Here is a 22,031-nt window from a genome sequence, read left to right on the forward strand (position 1 = left end):
TATTAGAAATTTATATAACCAATACGTCTCAATTCATTTAGCAATTGCAAACTTATTACTTGGGGAGAAAATTTTTCTTGAAGATTATTAAAATCTACATTGATAATTTCTTTTGTATCAATTAATTGATACAAAATATTTTTCATCTCATCTATACTATTGGCGAGATAACCAAATTTTCCAAATTTCTCAAAAATATATTCAAAATAATCATTATTTAAAGCCAATATTGCTTTTTTTTGAAATATACCATCCATGATTGCTCCACTAGCTGTAATTTTATAACTGTCTTTTGGGTAAAAGAAAATTAAAAGGTCTAAATTTTCGATCCGTTTATTATATTCATTCCTTGAAATAATTTGCTCTTGCGACGCTATATCAATTCCAAGTGTACATAACAATTGCGCATTCTTCTCGATCTTACCCGTCACCGATATATTAATTTTTTGTTTATAGAAAGGATTTATTTTGCTTATAAACTCAATAAAACCAGACATACCTTTAGCTTCATTTAAAAGACCGACAGTACCAATAGATAATATATTATCATTTTCTTTAAAGTTTATAACTTCAGTTTTTTTAAATATATAAGAATGATCAATACTTACAAATTTTGAAATTTTATCCTCTGAGAGTAATTCAGCTAAATTTTTCTGTATTTTGTTACCCATAATTGAAAAGTGAATTCCATCTGAAATCCTAACATTAGAATTAAGAAAAAATTTGTGACTTAACCAAATTAAAGCTCGATGAAGAAACCCTCCCACATTTAAATCAGTAACAATTCCTTCCATTTCTCCATGACAAAAAATCAAAATCTTTTTTTTGAAAATTTTATTAAAAAAATTTAAAATTCTAAGGCTAAAAAGATTGTTGTAAGGATAAATTAAAATTGAATCTTTGGGTGCCAATATTAAATAGCGCATATTCTGAAAAGCACTAAATAAATATCTAAAAAGCAAATCGTAACGTCCTTTTCCCTTAACTACTAAAACTTCTTTAAAATTTATATTATTTGGTACATCTTCATTTATCAAATTTTTAAAAGCATCAAATGAACTCATACTCAACCTACACTCAACTTTATCAAAGACCAGAGAACACATTAAAATTAAGGATGAATTAAACATTTCATGATATGACCCTTGAGCATATGTATCTATATAAAAGGCTTTTTTATCTGGTATTTTATTTGTCATAAAAAAAATTCTAAAAACACAATTTTGAATTAAAAAGCATAAATTGTAGTTAAAAAAAATAATTCTATCTATTTTTTTTACTAAGCAAATTATAAATAAAGTTAAAAAATTTGGGGTGTAAAAAAAGTTTTAAAATTAGACCGAACTTATGTGTCCCATATTCAAGAAAAAAATCTCTAGATATATAATTTTTATATCCTGCTTCAACAATAGCCATATTAAATGGAATATGTTCACAAATCCCTTCATTTTCATTAAAGATGTTTTTTATCGCCTTATATCTCAGTAGTTTAATAGCAGAATATTTATATATACCTATTCCTCCAAAGGCAGAAATAACATTATAGTATTTATATTTCTTAGTGTTTTTATTAATTGTTCTAAATGTTCTTTCTAATGATTCATCTGTATATGAAAAAAATTCTTTTAACGGATACTCATAAACAGCAAAAACATCATAATATATTTTAGATTCAAATCCTAAATACTTATTTATTGTAACCCCATTAGAAAATATACCTCCCCAATTCTTATTTGCCTGATTTATCGAATTGACTAGTTCATCAACAGAAAATTTTTTAACATCAATATCGATTACTATTACATAATCAATTTCATGGAGCAATGTATCTATATAATCTAAATAAATATTTCTATAAAATGACATTTTCTCAATTCTATAAAAACTTATAGTTGGTGAGGCCATATCTACAGTTTGATCCGGAATGGTTTTAATCCCAAAATCTTGAGAAATAACCTTAACACCATCACCTTTCTTTTCCCAATCAAACAGAATGTTTTTAGTATTATCCTTACTGTCATTTTCAACCACAACCACTTGAGACCACAGAAAGTTCTCTCTTAATTCTTCGATAAGATCAATCATTTTAGGTAATGATTGATCGCAATCTCTAGCTAGAGAAGCTATAACAACATTTTTATTAATTTTAGTCATTCTTTTTTATTAGAAAATTTTGCTTATCAAGTCTTGTGATATCATTAACAAATGTTAATAGCGAAGAATAATAACGAATACCAATCACAACTTTAATAAATTTAAATACCATAATAACTATATTACCTAACGATCCTCTTCGTGATTTTTCAGTTTCATTAAATGTTGAAAATGCATTAGATTTAACACCAGTTAAAAGTTTATTTTTTGCTAGCGCTTTAAAAAAATCATTTCCCTCTTCAAATGGATTTTCTGCTTGGAAATCAGATTCTAAAGCTCTAAAAAGTCTTCTATATAAAGGAATAATATTTTCTCCATTTTTAAATGAATTAAATGAATAAGTCATTTTTGAGTAAGTATCATATCCATTTTCATAAACATCATTAATATAACTCTTAAAAAGAGGAATGTATGAAGGATAAACGTCTGTATTATACTTAGGATGTCTTCGATTAATCAATTTTGGTTTAAATGGGTCAAATCCAGAAAAATGAAAAAACAACAATGGAAACAATTCTTGTGTCTGTATATTTTTTATCTGGTATTCATCATTTTCATCAATCATCAATTCTCTTTCATGAAGATTCCAAATCGCAGGATTAATTCCCATATGATGAGTAATTAATACATCATTGGGAAAAAAAGCAGGAATAAAATCCATCCATTTCTGATCAACGTGTAAAGCGTCAAATTTATCTGCGTAACACTTATTCGCTAGTCGATTCATCCACCAATTTACAATTTTATCACCAGCTGAATTATTATTTATTGCTGTAAAACCTAAATTATAAATCCCAACAAATAAGATTTCCTCTTCGGTAATAGATCCAGTATACTCGGTTTGAATATTACAATAATGAGGTGTTAATACTATAGATTTTTTATCTAAAAATTTATAAATTTCATCTAATGGATTTGTAACATAAATATCTGGATCTAAATAAATAACTTTTTCAAAACCTTCTTTAAACATTTTTTTAAAACAAAATGGTTTTATCGAAGTTGAAAATTCAATCACATTATATTTGAACGCCATTTTCTTCCAACCTGGCAACCAACTATCATCTAGTAAAGTAAAATGCTTTACATCATTAGTTAATTCACTGGGATCATCCGATAAAAAAATAAAAAAATCACAATTTGGATTTAATTTTTGAAATGACTTTTTTAAAGTAAAAGCCTGTGCCAGGTAATTTTTAGCACAAATAGTAAATGCAGCATTTTTCATTTTTAATTATCATAAATTTTAATCCAATGACTTGGATAAATATCACTAATTTTATCGCTATTTAAGAATTTTGCTGGAGAAACTACTTTGTTAAATTGATTCTTGTTAAGCCAAGCTCCCCACCAGCTAAAGCTACTATTAGCTACGATATTGTATTTGCAGTTAGTCATTAAAAAAATGTCTCGCCAAGAATTCTCACCACTGTTATGTGTAATATAAGTCACCCTTTCAAGATTTAAATTTTCCTTTACCCAGGCTATGTCATTAGAAAAAACATAATAATGAGGCAATTTAATTTGATCATTCATTATATTAATTGCTTTTTCAAAATAAGATTTAGTACATACTTTACCGAACAAATTAATATTTGCCTCATTCAAATAGTCACCTCTGCGAACATGTATTGCAACCGACTCTTTCTCTGACATCTCTTTAGCGATGGCTAAACTTACCTTATCGATTTCTTTACTGAAACTAAAACTCTTTAATACATCGTTTTTAATATTTACGAAATATTTCTCATTATGCCAACCTCCAATATAAAAAGTAATCCCCTTAGTAGGTTTAAGATACTCCGGATTAAAATTATAGTTAAAGTTTTCCTCTATTACTTTAGTTCCGGTTAATTTCAACAAGTATTTTAGAGGACTAGTAATGATCCTTAAACGTCGTGTCATTAATAATCTAAACAAGATATTTAAAGCCTTATCGATAAAACGTTCATTCCATGCAATATCAAAAACAGAATCAATCTCCAATCCGTTATGTTCATGACAAGAAGAAATTAAATAAGTAGAGGAATTAATTTTCTTTTTCTGCAAATAGAATGCATATTGTGACATTTGATTGCCAATTCCGTTAAATATTACAACTACATCCATATTCTAAATTAAATTATTTAACCTAATAAACTTTGCAGGATTACCTCCCCAAATTTGGTTAGAAGGAATATCTCTAGAGACAACAGATCCAGCAGCTATTACTGAATTTGAGCCAATCGTTACTCCTTTTAAAATTATAGAGTCCATTCCAATAAAAACATTATCTCTGATAGTAACAGCCGCACACTTCATATTTGCTTCATCTTTACTAGTATGCCAATAATCGGGATTTAAAGAATGAAAATCCGAATCGACAATTGTAACTCCACCACCAATCATAATATTATTACCTAAGATTATCTCTTTTGTCGCAACAATTGTCGAATTACTCATAGCCACTTTATCGCCTATTATCAACCGGGCATTTTCAGCCACTACAAATTTACAACGATTGTTTTTTCCTAACGTAGCAAATTTGTCCTTATTTACCATAACTAAATCAGACCCAAATTTAACAACACTCGATTCTTTTATATCAAATAAAGGCACACCGATAGAAGTGAAATTTTTCCATATCACTCCATTATTTTTAAAATAAAAAATAGTTAGATGATGGGAAAGGTGAAAAAATATTTTTTTACATATTTTGTCATACATTCTATAAATGAATCTTATCATTACCAATAATTTAGTCTTTTAACTTTCATGTTGTTGCTTTTCAGATTATGAACGTTAATTTATTTTCTCTTAACCTTATAATTCTGTATTACTTTAATTTGAGGTAAAATTAATTCTGTCTGAAATTTTTATTACTTATTCCATATACCTTTTGCTTCACCATTAAGTATCAATTTTGCTTGAAAACACAAAACACTTCCCATAAAAATGACAACAATAATATTAGATACAGTTACACCAATAAGTCCAAAAAACTTTCCTAAAATAACGCACAAAGGAATGTTTATTACTGTTGCAATTATGTACAAATAAAACTGAAGTTTTAGTTTTCCAACCCCATTGATAAAAATATTATGAATCATCATCCAACAAATTGAAATAGTATAAACAAACATTGCAAATGATAATCCTAGTGAAATGTGTACCTTGTCACCTATCCAAATTTTAAAGATATAAGGTGATAAAACTAAAAGAACTAAACTGACAAAAATTAAAAGTCCCCAATATTTATAAAGCTTATTAAAGATATTTTTTATCCACTTTACATCTCCTTTAACATAGGCATCGGTAAATGCGGTCCAAAACGGATTCATTATAATAGTAAAAATCATTACTATTACAGAAAACAACTTATAGCAAAGATTAAACACCGTTACTTCTTCAGGACCAAACAATTGAGTTATTACTATATTATCTGTTTGGAATAACAAAAGAGAACCTAGTTGTATAAAAAAAAACAAACCACCTATTTTTAATAAATCCTTAGCAAATTTAAATTCAATCATTTTAAAACTAGGAATAAAAAACTTATAGGTTTTAGTAAAATAATATCCAGTAGCAAATAACTGTACCAATATCGGGGTAAATGTTAGAATTATGACCAGATAAAATAATGAAGAACTTATGGTGCTTTTTAGAAGTAAAATAGCTGCTAATGTACATACTTGTCCTATACAAGATACTAAAGACACCTTGGCTAGAGCATGAAAGGCTGTTAATATACTGTTTAATATCTGTAGAATTAACTGAATACAAAATGAACTAAATACAATAAGAGCCAAGACATTTAAATTTGTCCCTACGTCGTTCTTAACATTTAGAATATAATTCCAATCTAAAAAGAAATTACAAATAAAAAATAAAAAAAATAGAGTAATTGATATTAAACTAATTATTGCATAAGTGGTACTTATATATATATTTGATAAGGTTGTTAGTCCTTTGGCATTTGCTTCTGCTAGCTTATTTTTCAAACCGTTACTCAAACCAATATCAAAAAAATTAAACAAACCAACAACAGAACTAAGAGTGAGCCATATTCCATACTCTGCAGGGTTAATATATGAGATTGTTATTGGGATTTGAATCAAAGAAATAGCTATAGAAACACCTTTTAAAACCAATGAAAAAATAATATTTTTTTTGGCTAATACAGTTCTTTCGTGTCCCTTTGCAAAGTAATTATTAAACCTAATTGATAATACTTTTATTATTGAATGCATAACTATTTATTAATAGAATTAATTTAAAAAGCCTTTTCTGCGCTTTAATATTATTGTAAAATTGACTTTAAAATTCTATCAACTAGTAAGACAAAAACAGTTAAAATAACGGCAATTCCAGACCCAAATATTATCCCAAAAAGCTTACCAAATCTTTGTTTTGCTAATGGTAGAATTGGTCGGTCAATCACCTGAATTAGTGGGGTCTCTTTACGTAAAGTAACTTTAGCCAATTCGGTCTGTTTGACCAATTCCGTCAAGATGGCCGTATTCGCCTGTACATCTACCTGCCTACGGGCAGAAGGCGCACGACGCACATTCATCGCGGGATTCAACCCAAAAGTATTATCGTTAGCCACTGCAACTCCGGTAATCGCTCCGTTCAGTTCTCTTCGAATAGAATCTGTCTGTCTTTCTAATATATCCATATTCATACGCGCCTTTTTACTTTTAGTCGTGATATAAAAATCAGAAACTTGTTTCGCCAGGGCTTCAGTAAAATATTTAGAAAAAAGCTCATTAGTCGATGAAACGTCTATACTAATGATAGCAATTTTTTTATCTTTTTGAGCAACAGAAAATCCGCTTTTTGACAAATTCGTATACATCACCCCCAGGATACTGTCGTGCACTCTGGTAAAATATTTCCGTTTCACATTAGGCAAAAACTGAATATCCTTAAACTTAGCGCTATCATTCCATTTTTCTCTCCATCCTTGATTTTGAATGTACATTTCAGCAAGCGAAATCACTTTATTATTAACGCTAACAGGACTTAATAAAGTTTGCTCCACCATACTTCGGGACTTAAACAACTCGGTCAAATTAGATCCGCTAAAAACACTACCACCCCCTCCTCCAAGGTCTATCCCAAACGAACTTGCTAAACCTAAAGCACCTCCTAATCCGCCACTGGATTTTTCATCTTCTAAAGCAAAAGACAAAGTAGCAGTATAAATGGGTTTCTTACTAAAAGAATAGGCCAAGCCTAAAGCGGCTCCTATAACACCTGCAAGCAGAATGATTTTCCATTGCGAAACTAAATAGGAGAACCAATCTTTGGCTTTTTCTAGTAGTTCTTTTAACGAGATTTCATCGCTGGCTATTTTCTTGTTATCCATATTCATATCCAGTTATTATTTAAAAGCAGTAACAATTAATAAAGCAATACTAGTTATAACGCTTCCTATACTTACCCATTCTCCAGTACTCATTTTTTTAACTTCTGGTTTTTCTGGTACTATAATTTGGGATCCCGGTTTTACTTTGGGATACGATTTAATAAAAAAGTATGTATGGGCAACAGCAGCTTTTCCGTTAGGATAAATAATATAGGCTTTCTTTCTCCAGCCTTTATTATCCACACCTCCAACAGAACCTATATAATAACCAAATCCTTTACCTTTTTCATAAGGAATCTCAGAAGTCAACAATACATTTCCGGTAACTTTAACTCCTTCATTAAAGGCTGCGACTTCGATTTCATCTCCTGGAAACAAAATTACGTTAGTATTGCTGTTAGGGTTCTTAACAATCGACTTCCAATCTACTGGTATGGTGGCAAATTTTAAATCTTCTTTTAGTTTTTTCTTCAATTTATTTTGAATACTGTCTTTTTTACCTAAATTCAAATTGATGCTTTCTACCTCTTCAATTTGCTTCGCTTGGATAGGTCTTTTGATTTTAACCCCTTCTATATTAGCTAATGAAGTTAGGCCACCTGCGCGTTCAACAATATCATAAACCCTTTCTTTTTTATTTGCCAAAACATATTTTCCTGTATAATTCACAGCTCCTTTAATAGTTACCATTTCTGGCTTTTCATACACAGCCATTTTGCGGATATTCACTACATCAAAGGGCTTCAAAGCAAAGTTTTTTAACTGTTCATTGTTAGTGGCAGTGATTTCAATATTAAATAGTTCAACTTTACTAGAATTGGCATCATCTATTTCTTCTGCTTTAATCATTCGTGCAACCTCAACTCGTTTAGAAGCCGAACCGGTTAACCCTCCTGCTTGAACCAATAAATCATTCAAAGTCAAATTTTCATGATAATCATATATACCTGGCTTTTTTATTTCGCCATCAATTGTTATTTTATACTCTTCAACAAAATCTAAAATAGAATATACTGTTACAACATCCTCTTTTTTCAAAGCAACGTCAGCTTCAAGGTCACCTTCCATGGCTTTTGTCAAATTCACGTTAACTATTTCAGTAGTCAAATCGGATTTTAGCCTGATTATTCTCGCTCTATTGCTATAAGCATCTTCTTTTAAACCATCAGCCTTTGCAATCAAATCTGAAATACGCATGCCTTCATAAAAAGAGTAGGTATCCGGTCTAAAAACGGCACCTTCAATTTTTATACGATTTTCAAATCGATTCAATATTTTTGCCACCCTGAATACATCTCCTGAAAGTGGTTTGTAACTATTATATTCGGAGGCATTAACATCTTTAACTTTAAATTCTTTGCTTGTTTTTTGCAATACATTTACGGATGCAGTGTAAGCAAACTCATTAAATCCTGAGGCAAAAGATAATAAATCAGTAAAAGTTTCTCCTTTTTTCATTTCAAATATCCCTGGTCGTTTTACCTGACCTTCCACAGTTACACGTTGCGTATAGGCTGGAATCCGAATTACATCATTGTCCTTTAAACCCACATTATCAGATTGATCTCCATTGACCAAAAAATGATAAATATCAATATTCCGATAGACTTTATTGTCTCTTAACAACTCAATGTTTCTATAACTTCCATTCTTTCCGGGACCTCCACCCAAAAACAAAGCATTATAAACAGTTGCCAAAGAGGATATAGAGTAATTTCCAGGTTGTTTACTGCCAATTATTGTAACGCGAATGGTTCGGATACGGCTTAAACTTATTCCTACTTGCGATTGTCCGGAGGCAACAGTGCTGTATACCCTGGCGATTGCTCCCCTTATTTTCTGGGTTGCAGCTTCGATTGTCATCCCCGAAACCGGAATCTGTCCTACATATTGAATTGTAACTTTACCTTCTATGGTCACTGGAACAGAGGCATTAAATTCCTGTACTCCATAAACACTAATTTGCAATTCATCACCAGGCCCTAAAACATAATTAACTGGGGTTGCTAATTTCAAATTAGGTTCAAAATTCAAGGTGGGATTATCAAACAATTCCGAACCAAAAACCAATGCATTGAGAGAATCCTTTACTTTAGTATTGACAATTTTTTCTTGCTTTCTTCCAAAAGCATCTGCTTTTCTAACATCATCTTCCACTTCGTCAGTTTTGTCAATTTCCTTTTTTACCACTTCATTTTTTGTTGCAGGCATAGCCAAACGTTCTTTCAATTTAGCAAATTCACTAGCTGGCATCCCTTTGGCTAAAGCCATAGGCTCAGCTTGCTCAATAGTTACATTATTCGTTTGCAACTGTGTTTTTATTTTGGCAACATCGCTATCCGATAAATAATCTACTTTAAGCGTACTTAAGTCTGTACTTTTAAGCAAATCTTGAGCCATAAGAGTCGAAGTTTGAAAAAGTGCAACAAACAACACAACAACTGTAATTATTTTTTTCATATTTAATCTAAATTTTAACTTTTATCAAATTTATTATATAAAAAACGTATTCTATTTAAAATTAGCTATAGAAGAGCAGTCCTAATTATTCAAAACACAATATGGCTTCGCCCTAGCTAACCACACAGTAAGCATACTCATTTTTAATATCTGTACAAATCTAGAGTAAAAATACAGTATAAGCTATATTTTTCAGTAGGAAATAGAGAACAAAAAAGAATAAATTATCTCTTTTTAAAACGACGCAAAGTTTTCAATACTAAAATACTAAAAATCAGAAATTTCACATAAAAAACACAAATACGTTTAAATAAAAAAGTTTACAAAATAAAATACTTTGTAAACTTTTTCAGAAGAGCTATTAAAACTAAACCTTCAATATTTTTTTATACCAAGGTACTTTTTTTACTTTCACACCATATCCATACCCATACCCATACCCCTTGGTCGAATCCGTATCGTTAAGAAGTAGACACATATTAGGCAATTTTTTTTCTTTGAATAAGGTGTCAGCAATAGTAAGCATGCGTTTTTCTAAAAAATTAGCACGAGCCACATAAATGAAGCAATCCGCATTTTTAGCAATCAATAGGGTATCAGTAACTAAACTTACAGGAGCAGTATCTACTATAATATAATCATACTGGGTTTTTAAAGTTTTAAATGCCAAATCTACTTTTTTACTCATTAACAATTCCGCAGGATTAGGAGGAATTACTCCTGCTGGGAGTACATAAAAATCTTCATAACCATCATATTTCACGATCAAATCCTCGAGAACCAAATCTTTGGAAGACAAGTAATTCGTAAATCCTCGGTCAGGCAAGGTTAGATATTCATCCAGTCTTGGATTTCTAATATCCATTCCTATTAATAGTACTTTTTTACCTGACAAAGCAAAAGTAGCTGCAAGATTAGCAGACACAAAAGTTTTTCCTTCTTTAGGAAAAGTGGAAGTCAAGAATATAGTTTTTGCCTGACCATCTGGAACCTTACTTAACATGAATTCCAAATTAGTTCGAATAATTCGTAAGGCTTCTGCTGAACTGGTTCGGCTTTCTGATTTCATAATTTCAGATGGAGTATCTGAAGTAGGGACATCTCCTATAAAAGGAATATTAGTTTTACCATCTAAGTCTAATCGGCTTTTAATTTTGGTATCTAATAAATCATCCATGTATATAATACCAAAAGGCACTAACAGACCTAATAGCAAACCGGCTAAATAAATTACATTTTTCTTAGGAGAAACGGGTATTCTATCAGCCTTGGCCGCATCAACAACTCTGGCATTAGGTTCCGTAGCAGATAAAGAAATAGCCGTTTCTTCTCTTTTTTGCAATAAATACAAATACAGTTCTTCTTTAACCTTTTGCTGTCTGGCAATTACCCTAAACTGACGTTCCTGAACCGGAATTTTTCCAATCTTATCATTCAAAATCCCTTCGTTACTGTTTAAATCTCTTTTTTGAATAGTTAAACTCGATTGTAGTCTTGATAAACTAGAAACTACAGTTGATTTCAGAGAGGCAATTTGCTGATCCATTTTGACCACAGATGGATTAGCAAGAGTAGCTGATTTTAAAATTCTGTTTCGATCCAAAATCAATTGATTATAAGAGCTGATCAATTCCGAGGCATCTACTCCTGAAATTACATTACTGGGCAGTAAATCTGAATTAGTACTTTTCTTGATAAAGTCCAACATTGAAGAAACTACATTCAATTGAATTTCAGTATCAACACCTTTTTTGTCATACTCATTAGAACCTTCAATAAAAAGTTTTGCTTCTGATTCAATATCAGTCAGTTTATTTGATTTTTTAAACCTTTCAACATCTTGCTCCACACCATCCAGTTCTTGACTAATCAATAACAATCGATTTGCAATAAATTTTGACGTATTTTCAGAAATAAAATTCTTGTCCGCAGCAGCATCTTCATTATAAATCTGAATCAGATTATCTAAAAAAGCTTCTGATTTTCTTACTACTGGATCAATTATTGAAATGGAAACAACACTGCTGGTTTTACTTATAGGTTCTACCTTAAGTCCATTTCTAAAACCCTCAACTACATCCTCTAAAGGACTTATTATTATACTGATGGATTTATGTTTATCCATTATAAATTTAGATTTCTTAATAATCAAATGACCATATTTTGTAGGTATTAATTCCCCATACCGAAATTCTTTTTTATTACTTAATAGTATCTTTGAAGTTTCATTTACTAATTCATTTTCCAATTCAAAGGTATTAATAGTCAACTCTGTAAATTTAAGATCAATTTTATTTTCATAAAATTGATTGGTTTTATCCACAAAATAAACTTCAATTGGAGTTTGATAGTAAACTTCCTTATCAACAACTTTCCCTCTGACGATTAAAGAAACGTTTAAATTTAGTTTTTTAACAGTACTTTCCACTAGAGATCTTGACTTCAAAATTTCAATTTCGTTATCTACATTACTCTTCATACCACTACCTATTCCCATATCGGCAAAAACAGAAAGTTCAGAAAGCATCCCCCCTTTATTTTCATCTTTAACTAAAATGGTCGCTGTAGACTGGTATTTTGGTATAGTATACCTTAAATATAAAAAAGAGACTAATAAGCATACAATAATTGACAATACAAACCATTGCCAATGAGCCAAATACTTATGTAAAACAGCCTTTAATTGAAAATCATTTTCTTGACCTTCATTGAAATCATTGTTATCCATACGATAATTTATTTTGTTAATGAAATAGTTAGTGTAATTAAAGTGATTAACAAAGACGAAATAGAGATAATTACACCTGTATTTGGACCAACAGCAGCTCCATTTATTCTGTTTTTATTAGGCTCAACATAAACCACATCATTTTGCGCTAAATAATAAAAAGGGGAATTGATGAAATCCGATTTGGTAATATCAACTCTATTATAGGATTTAACACCATCTATTTCTCGTATAATTAAAATATTATTCCTTTTACCATATATAGTTAAGTCTTTTGCCATCGATAATGCTTCAATTAAGGTGATTCTTTCAGAGGTCACATTATAGGTGCCTGGTGTGTTAACTTCTCCTTGCAAAGAGACTTTGAAATTCACAATTCGAAGGTTTATAACTGGCTTTTTAATATATGTAGATATCTTTTCCTTCAGGATTTCAAGAATTTCTGAACGCGACAAACCGCTTACTTTTAATTTCCCTAAAACTGGAAATTCTATAAAACCATTAGCATCTACTAAATACAATTGCATGGTCTGTTGTCCAATTGGTGAATCCAGTTTACTTGAATTTTGGACAGAAACAGTTTTTAAATTAAAAGGGGATGCAATTTCAGGGTCATCAGCAGATACTATTATCATTAATAAATCATCACGTTGAATTTTAACTTCCGTCAAATTGGATTTTTCTTGAACGGGTAAACTGTCAATACCCTGATAATAAACAATGTCATTTCTTGAAGCACAAGAAAACAACAGGATTGCAAAAAACAAAGGGACTATTCTCTTTAATAAAGAAAAATATTTCATATGATTTAAATTTTAAAAAATTGCAAATATAGGCATTAAACTTATATTAAGATTTAAAAAACAACATTACCTGGGAATCTACTTTTAAAGAATAGCGCTGCAAAATAGCTGGTTTTAAAATTTGAAATTTGTTTTAACCGCGAATAAATGGAAAAGCAGGAACAGTTTCTACTCTCAAGAACGAAATGCTCTCCGTTAACATTACAACTTTAACCTATTAGGTGTAATTAGTTTTTGATGATTATTTTAGTCCGTTCAAGTGATTCTCGACAGAAAATTATATTGAGAATTAGAAAATTAGTATTAAAAACGATTTTCGATACACGTCACTTGGAGTGCGAAGCGCATCGAGAAGTTTTGTTCCGTTTTTACTAGACAAAAAATACTCGAACTGACGTTTTGAATAATCGCACCCAACGGGTTACAACTTTAGTGTTTTTATATAAATAAATCGAAAAACAATTAACCGATTAAACCAACACAACTAATACGCATTCTGCTCTCCTCGAAATACATTCAATACTGTTCGATAAATAATTTTTAAATCCAACAATAAACTCCAGTTTTCGATATACCAAATATCATGTTCTACTCGATCCTTCATGTCAATAAGCTCTTTCGTTTCACCACGAAATCCGTTTACTTGTGCCCAGCCAGTAATTCCAGGTTTCGCATAATGACGTACAAGATAGTTATTTATTAATTCCGAATATTGTTCTGTGTGCATGAGCATATGTGGTCGAGGACCCACTACCGACATATTACCCCAAAATACATTTAAAAACTGGGGTAATTCATCCATATTAGTCCTGCGCATGAATGCTCCTATTTTAGTTACACGTTTGTCCCCTAATGTCGCCTGTAACTTATCCGCTGCTGCATTTACCCGCATGGTTCTAAATTTCAAACACCCAAATGCTTTATTATCTCTGCCGGAACGTTCTTGTTTGAAAAAAACGGGACCAGAAGAATCTAGCTTTATCAGTATAATCAAGATAGGAAAAAGCCAAGGAAAAATGAATACAATTACTAATGAGGAAAAACAAATATCAAATACTTTTTTTGCCAAAAGATTAAAGGTAATCTCCAATGGTTCCTTCCTTAGCATCAACACTGGTGTGTTTTCGTAAAAACTAATCTCAACCTTACGGGATTTAGTGTACAATTGAAAATCCGGAATAAATTTAATCCGTACCATGTAACGTTCGCAAAGGTCTGTCAACTGATTAATTATTTTTATATTGTCAATATGAAGTGCAATATACATTTCGTCTACATTCTCATTTATGATATAATTTTGAATGGCATCAAATCCCCCTAATAATGGAGAGGATATAAAAGCATAAGGATCTACTCTATCGTCAAAAAAACCCAATACACGATACCCATAAGTAAGATCTTTTGACAAAATCTTACGCATGTGTTCACCAGTATCATTAGCACCTATTATAATTACATTCTTAAAATTATATCCTTTTGCTCTAATATACTTCAAGACTTTCATAAAAAGTACCCGAGACACGAAAAGAAATACAAAAAATATTAAATAGAAATACAATAAGCGCAAACGAGAAATTTCAGAATATTTTAAAATAACTATAAATGCAACAATCAATGCAACATGAAAACCTATCATTCTAATGGTTCGCATCAATATCGTTTCGATTCGTTCAATTCGTATTATTCTATAAGAATCCTTATATAGTAATAAAGCAATCCAAAAAACATTGGACAACAAGGAAATAGTTTGAACTTCTTTCAAATCCAATCTATTTAAACTAGCATAACGTGTTAGGAAGGAAAGAATGATTGCTATATTTAATAAAACGATGTCCCACATAAGGAAGCAAAGTTTAAAGTAACGCGAAAAACGATAAGTGGCAAGTTCTTGTAAAAGTGACATATTAAGATTTACGAGTTTATTGGGTAAATAGTTTAATTTAATTAAAACATTTAAAGTGGAAATATCGTTGGTAGTGATATAACATAAAAATGAATTATTAAACAGTCTTTTTATTTATATATTGAAATAATGCTTTTGTTTTTTTAAGGAATACAGCGCTTATTGGTGAAATATGATGGTGTTTATAAATTCGATAGTCCTCATACAATACCTCAAAAGCTCTTTTATAACTGGTACTCAATCCGCCCATTCTCATTCTCACAACATATTCATTGAGGTAAACCATCTTAATTTTGTGTTGGAATAAATAGCGTAATAAGAACTCTGTATCGGAAGCAATTTTAAAATCTAAGTTATAAAAACCATATCTTTCGATTATTGATTTTTTTAAATAAACGGTTGGATGCAAAGGCAACCAACCAGATTTCAATTTTTCAAAATTATATGGTCCACCTATTCTGTTTCTTACAATTCTTTCGGTAGCATCATTAGAGATATAAATACCATTCCCATAAATGCCATCTGTATTGGGGGACTTTTTAAAAGCTGTTACAATTTTGGAAATAACAGTTTGGTCATAAAACACATCATCTGAATGCATTAATCCAATAATATCGCCAGTAGCTAAAGACAAACCTTTGTTAATAGCATCATACATTCCTCGATCTGGCTCTGAAATATACTTTGTAATTTTATGACGATAGGACTCAATAACATCCTTAGTACCATCAGTAGAATCCCCATCAATGATTATATACTCAATAGTTGGATAATCTTGTTCTAAAACACTGGCAATAGATTTTTCAATAGTAAGTTTTCGATTGTAACAAACCGTAATTATGGAAACACGCATAAATTATTGACTTAATTTAAAAAATAACAAAAAGAATATATTCTTTTTTTGAGTTACTAATAATGGGGTTAATATTCCCTTTCAACATCTCTTTTCCCTAAAACAGAAAATATAGGTTGCTATTTCTCATGCATCAAAAGTGAATCAAAGTACGCTATTGTAGTTTGAAGTCCCTCTCGTAATTGTACCTTTGGCTCCCATCCTTGCAATTTTTCTTTAGCTAAAGAAATATCCGGCTGTCTTTGTTTTGGATCATCTTGTGGCAATGTAAGATGGATAATCTTTGAATTTGATCCTGTCAATTCAATAACAGTCTCAGCTAATTCTAACATTGTAAATTCGTTAGGGTTCCCAATATTTACAGGTCCTAAAAACGAATCATCGGTATTCATCATCCGAATCATTCCTTCTACTAAATCATCTACATATTGAAAAGATCGTGTTTGCAATCCATCCCCAAAAATAGTGATATTTTCCCCTTTTAAAGCTTGCACTATAAAATTAGATACCACCCTTCCGTCTGAAGGATTCATATTAGGTCCATAAGTATTAAAAATCCTGATAATTTTTACGGCAACCTTGTTTTGATTATGATAGTCCATAAATAAAGTTTCAGCACAACGTTTTCCTTCATCATAACAAGAACGAATTCCTATTGGATTTACATTACCCCAATAACTTTCCGGTTGTGGATGTACATGAGGGTCTCCATAAACTTCACTTGTACTGGCTTGTAAAATCTTTGCATTAACACGCTTTGCCAATCCTAAAGTGTTAATTGCCCCCATAACAGAGGTTTTCATGGTTTTTATAGGATTATATTGATAATGAACTGGGGATGCAGGACAAGCTAAGTTATAAATTTCATCTACTTCTGCATAATACGGTTCTGTAATATCATGACGTACCATCTCAAAAAATGGATTATCTAATAGTTTAACGATATTGTTTTTGTTACCGGTAAAATAATTATCCAAACAAATGATTTCATTCCCTTCGCTTAATAATCTTTTAGCCAAATGAGAACCTACAAATCCTGCTCCTCCCGTTATAAGAATCTTTTTCATTATTATTTTAATATATAAAATTGTATTTTAAGTAATGTATTTCTAAATAATTGACAGCAAATTGATGAAAACCAAACAATCTAAATTAGCAATTAGTAACTTCTAAATCTTATTTTTCTAGTTACTATAAACTATGAGTTGATACAATTTATTTACTTTTTTCACTAAGTTGTCGCTCTTTTATTTTACAATACACCTGAGTGAAGTAAGACGCTTTTAAAATAGAAAATGATAGCCCTCTTGCACCATCGCGAAAACCACCCAATAAAAAATAACTGCCTAAGAAATAGACTGGGCCAATAAAGGGCGTTAACATTAATTTATATTTGATTTTTTGCTTCCAGGTCCAGAGTTGGGCAATAGAGGCGTTGCTGTCTGTTTTTAGAATTCTTTCCGCTTCCCAACTGGCATATTCGTTATGTTTAATGATGTAATGCGAAATCCCCCTAAAATCAAGATGATCGATCTCACTTTTTATTACGGCAGTTTTTCCAATAAGCACTGGATGCTCATGGATTTCCATGTCCAGTTTACTCCAATTATTTTCTTCTATTCTTTCGTATTCTCCGACACCTACTTTAAACAATGCTAATTTACGCATGGGATAGCCACCTTTCATTTTTTCGCCAAGGAAATAACGGGTATAAGTCAACCAAAAACCAACCACATTTTCATTTTCAATTGCATTCCTTACCTCGGTTTTAAATGACTCACTTAAATATTCATCCGCATCCAAAAAAAGAACCCATTTTGTTAGTGGGGTGTGATTTTGCAAAAACCAGTTTCTTTTTTTTGGAAATTGACCATTCCATTCAAAATTAAGCACTTCAATATTATTTCTTTCAGCAATTTCCAGTGAGCCATCCGTACTGCCAGAATCAAGAATAATAATTTTTTCGACAAAATCTTTTCCAATGGCATCGATACAACCCTGTAAAAGTGTAGCTTCATTTTTAATAGGGATAGCGATGGTGATACTTAAAGGTAATTTCATTATTGTTTTTTAAAATTATTTCTGGGTTTTACAAATTTTGCCGGATTACCTGCATATACAGACCAAGGTTCAAGGTCTTTGGATGAAACTGCTCCCGCTCCTAAAACAGCCCCTTCACCACAACATACTCCAGGCAAAACAAATGCTTTTGCACAAATCCATGCATGAGCTTCAATGACAATCTTCTTTTTGACATAAGTAAAATTCTCATTATCAAAATCATGTGTAGCACCACATAAGTAGGCATTCTGTGAGACAATAGCGTACTGCCCAATAGTACATCCTCCTGGATTATAAACTTCCACACCTGGTCCTAGACAACTAAAGTCATCCATAATAAGTAACCATGGCGCCCATATTTTACAACTGGGATAAATATGGACATGCTTCCCTATAATCCCCCCAAAAATACGCACTATAAATGTGCGCCAAAAATAGAACGGAGCCGGTGTCCAGCGGCAAAACAAAGTCCACACAATTTGCCAAAGCAGTCTTTTTAGCTTATTGACTTTTGAAAACACAGGAATAACATAATGATTATCTTGATTTTTCATGAACCTTTATTTTGATGCTGTCATTACCTTAAAGTATTTCTTGGCAGCATTTTCTATGTTAAAATACTTTTTATAAACAGATTGGGCATTCCTGCACATTAATTCTTTTTCCTCATCAGTTAGGGATATCCATTGCGCTATATTTTTGTAAGTGCCCTCTAAAGTATCTTCATTAACAATACCTCCCCCACCAATCTCGATTTCCCTATAAATATTAACTTTAGTAGTGATTAGAACTGGCTTAGAACAAGCCAATGCTTCGGCAACGGCAATACCAAAATTTTCTTGGTGACTGGGTAATATAAAGGCATCACAACCATAAATAGCACCCCATTTTATATCTCCGGACAAATGACCTACAAACTGTATTCTGTTTTGTAGAATAGGGTTTTCTGCTAAATAGCGTAACAGTTGTTTTCCGTAATCTGTTTCAATACCAGGTCCCGCAATAATTAGATGGGGTAAATCATCAGCAAGTTCCATTTCTGTTAGCTTTTGATGATAGGCTTTCAATAATAAATCAATCCCTTTTTTGGGATGAATACGACTTAAAAACAACAAATAGGGCTGATCTCTGGATATATAGAATTGATTGTAAAACCCTTCCAGTAAATCTTTGGAACAAACTGGGGGTTCTACTATGCCATAGCCAATATTTAGTTCTTGTTTAGGTTTGTAGCCGCTAAAGGTGGTTCTTGCTAACAACAATTCCTCTTTACAGGTAAACAATAAACCATCCACATTATTGATCACTTGCTTTTCGATAAAATACCAATAAAAATAATTTCGCACGGCCTTTATCCGTCTGGTCTCATCTTTTTGAAACCATGGATCCAGCATACCGTGAGGCATTAAAAAAACTTTTGGTATTGATAAAGATGAATTGTAATTTTTTAACTTTTTAATTGCTTTGAGTGTAGCATAAGTATGATAGGTCCACATACCATTTAATACCACCCTGTCATAATTAGCAATGTTATTTTCTAACCAAGGCATCAATAACTTGTTATATTGCCAACCTGTTTTAGACTGACCCAGACCAATAACCTTTAAGGTTGAAGGAAAGTTCCAATCAAGAATAGCTTCTGGACTGTCAAAAGAAAGTAGACTTCTTTGCACCCCTAAAAGATGCAAAGCACTTTCATAGTTTCTTATCCCTTGAATAGGACCTCCATTTTTTGGATTAGCACTGGTTATAATGTGTAAAATTTTCAATTTTTATAGATTTAAGTATAATAGCATCAAAAAATACTATTTTAAAAGCATTCCTCTAATGCACAAACCCAGTCTTACGAACAAAATATTTTGCTTGTCTGGGCAAAACTGAAATAGCTTTTGCAGGTACACCACCATACAAAGTATACTCCTCTTTAAAATCCTTATTCAATAAAGCTTTCGCCCCCAGCACACTATAGGAGGGTAAAATTGAACCTCCGAGTATAACCACATCGGTCCCCACAAAACAATAGTCTCCAATTAAAATAGGATGACTATCCTGCTTATTTTCAAATATATCAATGCTATGAGTTAATAGTTGAGAATTATATCCTGCTATAGTCACAAATTTACCAATAGTAATAGAACTTGTGCAATCAATATGGTGATGCTTTGTGATTGCTGAATGTGCTCCAATAATTAATGAAGAAGACCTGTTAAGTTGATGAACAAAATGCTTTGAAATAGTCTTAGTTGAAAAACCGGTAATCCAATTAGATCTTGCTATCGTGGCAAATTCATTCATTTCAATAACATCCAGATGAACTGCAACATTTAGACTTCCTATTCTTGAATTAGACTTCATTATTAGTTTTGAAGGGTAAATCCATGAAAATCCAATACGAGCGCTTTTATCTAATTCGTAACCAAAAAAAAGAATTAGTAGTCTCCTGCGCAAAGACCAAGGTAATATAACGCAAAATAATTTTAAAACTAGATGTATATAATTATTCATAAAAATCTAAATAGGCATTTACTTTTGTTTCTTTTTCAAACCGTTCGCAGTTTTTAAGTCCCTGTCCTATCATACTGGCACGAAAAGTTGTATCCCACAATAATTTAAACGCATTTGCAAACGCTGAGGAATCATTCGGATTCGCATATAGGGCTGTCATTCCACAAACTTCCATCATAGGATTAATTGATGAAGTAATTACTGGCGTACCGCAGGCCTGGCCTTCAATTAAGGGCCAACCAAAACCTTCCGTAAATGAAGGAAATACAAAAGCCTGACAACCATTATATAAAGCAACCAACAAATCATGAGGTGGTTTTACAATAGATACAACCCTATCTTCTAAACCATATTTATTGATGATCCCATTAAGCTTTGAATCTATTTCTTGTCCAGCAAAACAAACTACACCATTCCATGAATCGCCTAATTCATACATCATGTCTATTAGGAGTCCCCTATTTTTCCTAGAAAGAGCTGAACCAACATGAAAAATATAAGGAGTAGAGAAATGAATATTATACCTATCAAATACTTTTTTAACCTCTTCTTCTTTCAATTGACTGAAATTAGCATTAAAACCATTATATATAATTTTATACATAGGAACACTACCAATATCCTGCTTATTTTTTAATTGCTTTAATTCAAGAAATTGATTTTTTGTAAACTCTGAAACAAATGCAATTTTGTGAGCTTTCAAAAGAGAATACAAAATCCATTCCTGTAAGATTCTGCCCGTCAGGCTTGCTGGGCAATAACTATCTTTAAAACCCAAAGCACCACGAATGGCTAAGACATCATGACAACTGATAACCGTTTTATCTCTGGGTAAAAAAAGAAGATATGGAGCATTGGAATGATCACATATATGATAAACAACATCTTGCTTTTCTATCTTGGCTTGAATTCGTTTGCCAACCAAGACCATTGGAAACAACAAATATTTATCAATATAAGACAACCATTTACCTATCCCACTACTCGTTGTAGTTACTTTTTTACCAAAAAAAACTACTGGATGCCATACCTCGACCACAAGGCCTTTTAATTGATAAGCGTCATAAAACATCCGCATAAAAAGCTTCATACTTTCCTGCTTATCAGGTAAATAATTACCTATTAAAATAATTTTTTGGGAATTATTAATCATTTTTCACAATACTACTTATTAAATTTTATAATAAAATGTTACTATATACAGAAAAAAATCA

General features: G+C 31.4%; 18 protein-coding genes. All 18 read right to left on the reverse strand.

The features are described from left to right. Positions 1-2: 2 nt before the first annotated feature. Positions 3-1,199, reverse strand: a complete 1,197-nt coding sequence (locus ACM55H_RS10140) for a glycosyltransferase family protein (protein ID WP_416836395.1) — start codon at positions 1,197-1,199, stop codon at positions 3-5. A 64-nt stretch (positions 1,200-1,263) separates the two neighbouring features. Beyond that, positions 1,264-2,154: a hypothetical protein gene (locus ACM55H_RS10145; protein ID WP_416836396.1), complete on the reverse strand. Its 891-nt coding sequence runs from the start codon at positions 2,152-2,154 to the stop codon at positions 1,264-1,266. Next, positions 2,147-3,382 (reverse strand): hypothetical protein, encoded by a 1,236-nt coding sequence (locus tag ACM55H_RS10150; protein WP_416836397.1) that lies wholly within the window; start codon positions 3,380-3,382, stop codon positions 2,147-2,149. Before ACM55H_RS10150 ends, ACM55H_RS10145 begins: the two co-directional genes overlap by 8 nt. A gap of 2 nt (positions 3,383-3,384) precedes the next feature. After that, positions 3,385-4,263 (reverse strand): alpha-1,2-fucosyltransferase, encoded by an 879-nt coding sequence (locus ACM55H_RS10155; protein ID WP_416836398.1) that lies wholly within the window; start codon positions 4,261-4,263, stop codon positions 3,385-3,387. Positions 4,264-4,266: 3 nt separating this feature from the next. Beyond that, positions 4,267-4,881 (reverse strand): acyltransferase, encoded by a 615-nt coding sequence (locus ACM55H_RS10160; protein ID WP_416836399.1) that lies wholly within the window; start codon positions 4,879-4,881, stop codon positions 4,267-4,269. A gap of 131 nt (positions 4,882-5,012) precedes the next feature. Continuing rightward, a complete protein-coding gene (locus ACM55H_RS10165) occupies positions 5,013-6,383 on the reverse strand; it encodes a lipopolysaccharide biosynthesis protein (RefSeq protein ID WP_416836400.1) in 1,371 nt (456 codons plus the stop codon). A 50-nt stretch (positions 6,384-6,433) separates the two neighbouring features. Next, positions 6,434-7,504, reverse strand: coding sequence for a Wzz/FepE/Etk N-terminal domain-containing protein (locus ACM55H_RS10170; protein WP_416836401.1), 1,071 nt, complete (start codon positions 7,502-7,504; stop codon positions 6,434-6,436). A 15-nt stretch (positions 7,505-7,519) separates the two neighbouring features. Further along, positions 7,520-9,964, reverse strand: coding sequence for an SLBB domain-containing protein (locus ACM55H_RS10175; RefSeq protein WP_416836402.1), 2,445 nt, complete (start codon positions 9,962-9,964; stop codon positions 7,520-7,522). Between the two features lie 367 nt (positions 9,965-10,331). Continuing rightward, the gene (locus ACM55H_RS10180; RefSeq protein ID WP_416836403.1) at positions 10,332-12,692 is read right to left on the reverse strand and encodes a GumC family protein; all 2,361 of its coding nucleotides are present in this window, start codon (positions 12,690-12,692) and stop codon (positions 10,332-10,334) included. 8 nt (positions 12,693-12,700) lie between these two features. Beyond that, entirely contained in the window at positions 12,701-13,495 is a 795-nt protein-coding gene (locus ACM55H_RS10185) for a polysaccharide biosynthesis/export family protein (protein ID WP_416836404.1), read from the reverse strand. Positions 13,496-13,979: 484 nt separating this feature from the next. Beyond that, a complete protein-coding gene (locus ACM55H_RS10190; protein ID WP_416836405.1) occupies positions 13,980-15,398 on the reverse strand; it encodes an undecaprenyl-phosphate glucose phosphotransferase in 1,419 nt (472 codons plus the stop codon). Positions 15,399-15,495: 97 nt separating this feature from the next. Next, positions 15,496-16,251: a glycosyltransferase family 2 protein gene (locus ACM55H_RS10195; RefSeq protein ID WP_416836406.1), complete on the reverse strand. Its 756-nt coding sequence runs from the start codon at positions 16,249-16,251 to the stop codon at positions 15,496-15,498. A gap of 119 nt (positions 16,252-16,370) precedes the next feature. Beyond that, complete coding sequence (locus ACM55H_RS10200) at positions 16,371-17,318, reverse strand: UDP-glucuronic acid decarboxylase family protein (protein WP_416836407.1); 948 nt, start codon at positions 17,316-17,318, stop codon at positions 16,371-16,373. Between the two features lie 148 nt (positions 17,319-17,466). Beyond that, entirely contained in the window at positions 17,467-18,312 is an 846-nt protein-coding gene (locus ACM55H_RS10205) for a glycosyltransferase family 2 protein (RefSeq protein ID WP_416836408.1), read from the reverse strand. After that, entirely contained in the window at positions 18,312-18,866 is a 555-nt protein-coding gene (locus ACM55H_RS10210; protein ID WP_416836409.1) for an LbetaH domain-containing protein, read from the reverse strand. The genes ACM55H_RS10205 and ACM55H_RS10210 overlap by 1 nt, the downstream gene beginning before the upstream one ends. A 6-nt stretch (positions 18,867-18,872) precedes the next feature. Next, positions 18,873-20,081, reverse strand: coding sequence for a glycosyltransferase (locus ACM55H_RS10215; RefSeq protein ID WP_416836410.1), 1,209 nt, complete (start codon positions 20,079-20,081; stop codon positions 18,873-18,875). A 55-nt stretch (positions 20,082-20,136) separates the two neighbouring features. After that, entirely contained in the window at positions 20,137-20,817 is a 681-nt protein-coding gene (locus ACM55H_RS10220; RefSeq protein ID WP_416836411.1) for an acyltransferase, read from the reverse strand. Further along, on the reverse strand, positions 20,810-21,907 hold the full coding sequence (locus tag ACM55H_RS10225) for a glycosyltransferase family 4 protein (protein ID WP_416836412.1): 1,098 nt from the start codon (positions 21,905-21,907) through the stop codon (positions 20,810-20,812). The genes ACM55H_RS10220 and ACM55H_RS10225 overlap by 8 nt, the downstream gene beginning before the upstream one ends. Positions 21,908-22,031: the final 124 nt, after the last annotated feature.

It is taken from the genome of Flavobacterium cryoconiti (genome assembly GCF_048158645.1).
Classification (GTDB): Bacteria; Bacteroidota; Bacteroidia; order Flavobacteriales; family Flavobacteriaceae; genus Flavobacterium; species Flavobacterium cryoconiti.